The sequence below is a fragment of the Rhodococcus sp. ENV425 genome (assembly GCF_002887785.1).
Taxonomy (GTDB): domain Bacteria; phylum Actinomycetota; class Actinomycetes; order Mycobacteriales; family Mycobacteriaceae; genus Rhodococcus; species Rhodococcus aetherivorans.
In genome coordinates, this window is record NZ_PCZU01000113.1 from 1 (window position 1) to 5655 (window position 5655).

General features: G+C 69.8%; 5 protein-coding genes. 2 read left to right on the top strand and 3 right to left on the bottom strand.

Annotated elements, in window-relative coordinates:
* Together CQZ88_RS08770 and mdo are read right to left on the bottom strand one after the other, a co-directional pair.
* Positions 1-994, bottom strand: a 994-nt coding sequence (locus CQZ88_RS08770) for a MoxR family ATPase (RefSeq protein WP_102799609.1), incomplete at its 3' end; no start/stop codon positions are given.
* 91 nt (positions 995-1085) lie between these two features.
* On the bottom strand, positions 1086-2357 hold the full coding sequence (gene mdo, locus CQZ88_RS08775; RefSeq protein WP_006932857.1) for an NDMA-dependent methanol dehydrogenase: 1272 nt from the start codon (positions 2355-2357) through the stop codon (positions 1086-1088).
* A gap of 317 nt (positions 2358-2674) precedes the next feature.
* On the opposite strand from mdo, the gene CQZ88_RS08780 reads away from it, so the two are divergent.
* Positions 2675-3730 carry a ferredoxin--NADP reductase gene (locus tag CQZ88_RS08780; protein ID WP_006932856.1) on the top strand — a complete coding sequence of 352 codons (1056 nt, stop codon included), beginning with the start codon at positions 2675-2677 and terminating at the stop codon, positions 3728-3730.
* Positions 3731-3803: 73 nt separating this feature from the next.
* Here the strand turns inward: CQZ88_RS08780 and CQZ88_RS08785 are convergent, their stop codons facing one another.
* Positions 3804-5051, bottom strand: a complete 1248-nt coding sequence (locus tag CQZ88_RS08785) for an MFS transporter (RefSeq protein ID WP_102799610.1) — start codon at positions 5049-5051, stop codon at positions 3804-3806.
* Between the two features lie 229 nt (positions 5052-5280).
* Here CQZ88_RS08785 and CQZ88_RS08790 point away from each other — a divergent pair, with 229 nt between their 5' ends.
* The gene (locus CQZ88_RS08790) at positions 5281-5646 is read left to right on the top strand and encodes an SPW repeat protein (protein WP_006939196.1); all 366 of its coding nucleotides are present in this window, start codon (positions 5281-5283) and stop codon (positions 5644-5646) included.
* Positions 5647-5655: the final 9 nt, after the last annotated feature.

Consider the following 5655-nt stretch of genomic DNA (forward strand, 5'->3'; position numbering starts at 1 on the left):
TGGCCGGCCGGGACGCGACGGTGGCCCGCTCGGGCCGCTCCCCCGCCGGTTCGGCCGGGGCCGGGACGGCCTCGGCCGGACTCCCGTCGAGACGTGCGCGGACCAGGTCGGCGTCGCCGGTGTACTTGAGGAGCGTCGCGAGCAGGATGTCGCGGATCTGCCGGAGGGAGGTGTGGTCGCCGCCGCCTCGCCGCAGGACGGTCGCGGCGCGCGCGGCGTCGATCACCTCCGAGATGGACGGGCTCTTGCGCAACGGCAGGTCCCGGAGGGTGCGGGCCAGGTCCACCACCTCGGCGGCAGTCACCGTGTCGACCTCGGGGGCCCGGGCGGTGACGATCTCGCGCTCACGTTCGGGGGTGGGATAACCGACGTGGTAGTGCAGGCAGCGGCGCTTGAGGGCGGGCGAGAGTTCGCGGGTGTCGTTGGAGGTCAGGATCACCCACGGCGAGGACCGGGCTGTGAAGGTGCCCACCTCGGGAATGGTGACCTGCCCCTCGGCGAGGACCTCGAGCAACAGCGCCTCCATGGACTCCTCGGTGCGGTCCACCTCGTCGACGAGGAGCACCACCGGTTCCGGGGAGAGGATCGCCTCGAGCAGGGGGCGCACGGCGAGGAACTTCTCGGAGTACAGGCCGAAGTCCTGCGCGGCGAGGAACCGGGACGCCTCGGCGACGTCGGGGTACGCGGCGAGCTGCTCGCCGATGCGGTCGCGCAGCATCTGCACGTGCAGCAGCTGCTTGGCGTAGTCCCACTCGTACAGCGCGCGGCTGTCGTCGAGGCCCTCGTAGCACTGCAACCGCACCAGCCTGCGCCCGCCGGCGGCGGCGAGCGCCTTGGCCAGCTCGGTCTTGCCGACGCCGGCCGGGCCCTCGAGCAGCAGGGGCCGCTGGAGCGCGGTGGCGAGGTGGACGACGACCGCGAACTCGTCGTCGGCGATGTAGTCGTGGCGGCGCAGCGCGTCGGCGAGTTCCGGTCCGCTGGCGAAGCTGGTCATCGGTGCTCCTGTGTCGTCGGCACTCGAGGGAGGTGGGTGTGCCCGGGGCGGGTCGCCCCGCCCCGGGCACGGGATCGGTCGAGCAGGTGGGTCAGTAGGACCGGTTGATGCAGTGGTCGACGACCGGGATCATCGACTCGACCGTCACCTCGCGCGGGTTGCCCGGGGTGCACCAGTCGCCCTGGATGTGCTCGGAGATGGCCCGCACGGTCTTCTCGTCGCCCTTGATGACGTCGCCGCGGCCGGCGTACTTGCCGGTGTTCATGCGGTTCTTCTCGTACGAGTCGACGCGCACCTGACCGAAGTTGTCGGGGATCCCGACGTCCTTGGCGAGCCGGATGGCGGCCTCGACCGCGGCGTCCGCGGCCTGGACGGTGGTCATGTTGCGGGTGTCGACGCCCATCGCGGTGGCGATGCGGGCGTAGTGCTCGTAGCGCGAGGGCAGGTTGTACTCCCACACGCGCGGCAGGGCGATGGCGTTGTTGAGGCCGTGGTGGCTGTCGAAGAAGGCGGACACGGCGTGCGAGATGGAGTGCACGATGCCCAGGCCGCCCGAGTTGAAGGCCTGCGCGGCGATGTACTGGGCGTTCATCATGCCCTCGCGCGCCTTGAGGTTGCGCGGCTCGAAGGTGGCCTCGCGCAGGTGCTTGGCGACGAGTTCGATCGAGTACAGGGCGTTGCCGAGCGACGGCGCGAAGTCCAGCCGCGAGACGAACGGCTCGGAGCCGTGGGCGAGGACGTCGAAGCCGCAGTAGGCGGTGAAGTGCTGCGGGCAGGTGTAGTACAGCAGCGGGTCGTCGATGGCGAGGGTGACGATCGTGGCCTCGTCGAAGCCGACCCACTTGTGCGGGTGCTCCATGTCCGAGGTGTCGGTGATGACGTACGCCCAGGAGGTCTCCGAGCCGGTGCCGGCCGTGGTGGAGACGGCGATGTGCGGCGGGTTCTCCTTGTTGGTGGACTTGGCGAAGCCCTCGAACTCGTTGATGTTGCGGCCGTCGTGGGCGATGACCACGCGGGCGCCCTTCGCGGCGTCGTGGCTCGAGCCGCCGCCGACGGAGATGATGGAGTCGCACTTCTCCTGCTGGTAGAGGGCGGCGGCCTCCATGACGTTGTAGTCCTTGGGGTTGGACTCGACCTTGTCGTACAGGACGACCTCGACACCCTGGTACTCGATCTTGCCGATGAGCTCCTCGATGATGCCCGAGCCGCGCAGGCCGGTCGTCATCAGCAGGGTGCGCTTGAAGCCCAGGTTCTTCGCCTCGACACCGATGATGTCGTGGGCGCCGACACCCATCAGCGCCCGGGGGAAGGGGTGGAACTCCTTGATGGGAAAGTCCCAGATCTGGTTGAGTTCGATGGCCATCGCGTTTCTCCTGGTGTGTCGGCCGGAAGTGGTGGTTCGAAGGGGGCGGCCGGTGTGACCGGCGTCTCTTCCCTTCCCCACTCTCGGGCCCGATCACGCTCCCGGAAAGGGGTTCGAGCCCGAACCGTCCGGTCGCGGGACCGAAGCCGTCCGGTCGAGCGCGCGGGCCTACCCGATCGGGCAGGTGCGATTCCCGCTGATCGGGAGCCGACCGGACCCCTGTGCACCCCGTCCCGGTAGCGTCGTCTTGCTGATACCCTGAAACTAGAACGCGTTCTAGATTGCTTCGCCCGCTCCACGGAAGGACCGACCTGGCCATGACGACAGTCGAGGTGCCGCACGGCTCGCGATCCGCGATCCTGACCGTCTCCGCAGTCATCGAGGAGACGCCGGACTCGCGCTCGATCGTCTTCGACGTGCCGGCCGAGTTCCAGGACAAGTTCGCGTACAAGCCCGGACAGTTCCTGACCCTGCGCATCCCGAGCGAGCAGACCGGCTCCGTGGCCCGCTGTTACTCGCTGGCCAGCTCCCCGTACACCGACGACGCCCCCAAGGTCACGGTCAAGCGGACCGTCGACGGATACGGGTCCAACTGGCTGTGCGACCGGATCTCCGCCGGCGACCGACTCGAGGTACTGCCGCCGTCGGGAGTGTTCACCCCGAAGTCCCTCGACCACGACTTCCTGCTGTTCGGCGCCGGCAGCGGGATCACTCCCGTCATCTCGATCCTCAAGTCGGCACTGACCCAGGGCTCGGGCACGGTCGTGCTGGTCTACGCCAACCGCGACGAGGCGTCGATCATCTTCGCGGACGAGCTGCGGGCGCTGGCGGAGAAGTACCCCACCCGGCTCACCGTCGTGCACTGGCTCGAGTCCGTGCAGGGCCTGCCGTCCGCCGACCAGCTCGCCACCCTGGTGACCCCGTACACGAGCCACGAGGCGTTCATGTGCGGACCCGGTCCGTTCATGGACGCCGTGCACCGGGCGCTGCAGGCCGCAGGCATGCCGCGCTCCCAGGTGCACGCGGAGGTGTTCAACTCCCTCGCGGGAGACCCGTTCGCCGACCACACCCCCGTCGAGGTGAGCGACGAGGAGGCGGCCGACGCCGCGACCGTGGAGGTCGAGCTCGACGGCGAGACCCACACGATCCCGTGGCCGCGCTCCCAGACCCTGGTCGACATCATGCTCGCCAAGGGCATCGACGTGCCCTACTCCTGCCAGGAGGGCGAGTGCGGTTCGTGCGCCTGCACCGTCCTCGAGGGCAAGGTCGAGATGGACAACTGCGAGATCCTCGACCCCGAGGACATCGAGGCCGGCTACGTGCTCGGCTGCCAGGCCCACCCGGTGACGGACACGGTCAAGATCGTCTTCTGAGACGGCGCAGGGGCCCTCCGTCCGGCTCGTCCGGACGGAGGGCCCCTGTCTGTACGCGCCGGCAATCCCCGCCTCAGCGGACGAGAACCGGTGCCTCCGCGAGTTGTGCGACCGGCTGCCGCGGGCCGCGCAGCGCCACCCCCGCCCCGGCCCCGAGGGCGAGCACGATCACGGCATAGCCGTAGCCCAGCGTCGTCGCGGTCAGCCCGAACGCGCCCGTCGCCAGGCCCGCGAGCACCGCGGGCACGGAGAACGCGAGGTAGCAGACGACGAACGTGGTGGCGAACAGGCGCCCGCGCTCGTGCGGCGCCGCCAGGGCGCCGATGACGTTCATCGCGCCCAGGAACGCCGCCCCCCAGCCGAAGCCCGCGACGGCGGTACCGGCGAAGTACGCGACGGCCCAGCCACCGAGCACGGCGGTCACGACGACGCCGACGCCGGTGGCGAGGATCGCGGTCCCCGCGACGACGACGCGCCGCGGGTCGGAGCCGCGCAGCACCGTCGCGGCAACCGAACCGGAGGCGAAGAGCGTGAAGATCGCCAGCCCCGCGACGAGGCGGTTGCCGATACCGAAGACCGTGCCCACGATCGACGGGCCGAGGGACATGTAGAGGCCGCCGAGCGACCACGCCGACAGCAGACCGGGCAGGATCACCAGGTAAGGGCCCCGCACGTCCGCCGGCACCGACGCGCTCGGCAGCAGGCTGCGCAGCGCGGCCCGGCGGGACGCGAAGCCCGGCGCGGGTGCCCGGTCGGGGACGAAGACGAGCACGACGGCCAGCGCCAGCGCGATCACGACGACGAGGGCATATACGAGGACGGTGGGAAGGGGCGCGAACTGCACGAGCAGGCCCGCCCCCGCGGCGCCGAGGGCGAGCCCGAGCGACGGCGCCACGCTGTTGACGAAGGATCCGAGGCGCGGGTTCGGTTGCAGATCGATCACGGCGGCGCTGACGGCGCCGGTCGCCGCGCCGACCGCGAGACCCTGCAGCACGCGGGCCAGCACGAGCCAGCCCACGTCGTCGGCGAGGACGAACACGCCCATGCTCACCACGAGCAGCAGCAGCGCCCCGATCAGGACCGGCCGGCGGCCGACGTGATCGGAGATCGAGCCGATCGTCAGCAGCGTGGCGAGCAGGGCAAGCGCGTAGACGGCGAAGACGGCGGTCAGCATTCCCGCGGAGAAACCCCACTGCTGCTGGTACAGCGGATAGAGCGGGGAGGGGGCGGACGAGGACGCGGTGAGTAGAAAGCTGGCCGTGCCCACCGCCGCGAAACCGCAACGGCGTGGCAGGGTGCGGCCCGGCGTCGGCTCCGGCATCGGACCTCCTGAGAACTCGTGCGGGAAGGCCGACAGTTCGTTGGCCAAGGCAACGATCTAGTGGAACACACGCACCGCGGAGATCATTCCCCCCTCTGTCACCGATCCGCAAAAAACCCCTCCCAACTGCACCGGAGCGTTACCGCAGTGCAATCCCCCACACCATTGACCGACCGGTCGATCAGGTCTATACCGAAGTCAGGACACAATCCCCACTAGGAGGCTCGACATGTTCTCCGACAGCCGGCTACAGGACTACGTGGCCGTGATCCTGGGCGTCTTCACCGCCCTCTCCCCGCTGTGGGTCGCCAACGACAACACGACGATGTGGACCCTGATCGTCCTCGGCGTGCTGATCGCGCTGACCGGACTGGCGCAGATCGTCCGGCCCACCATGGCCGCGATCGACTACGCGATGGGCGTCTTCGGCGTGCTGCTGTTCCTCTCCCCCTGGGTCATGGGCTTCACCGAGTACAGCGGTGCATCCTGGACGGCCTGGGTGGTGGGCGTGCTCACCGTGGTCGTCGCGGTGGCGGCACTGCCTGTGATGAGTGCCCGGATGCACGGACACGGCGGACTGGCCACGCACCACTGATCACGGCGC

What these genes read in the sequence shown, in the direction of transcription:
- CQZ88_RS08790 (WP_006939196.1), top strand. Translation starts at nt 5,281, where the DNA reads ATGTTCTCCGACAGCCGGCTACAGGACTACGTGGCCGTGATCCTGGGC.
- CQZ88_RS08785 (WP_102799610.1), bottom strand. Translation starts at nt 5,051, where the DNA reads ATGCCGGAGCCGACGCCGGGCCGCACCCTGCCACGCCGTTGCGGTTTC.
- CQZ88_RS08780 (WP_006932856.1), top strand. Translation starts at nt 2,675, where the DNA reads ATGACGACAGTCGAGGTGCCGCACGGCTCGCGATCCGCGATCCTGACC.
- mdo (WP_006932857.1), bottom strand. Translation starts at nt 2,357, where the DNA reads ATGGCCATCGAACTCAACCAGATCTGGGACTTTCCCATCAAGGAGTTC.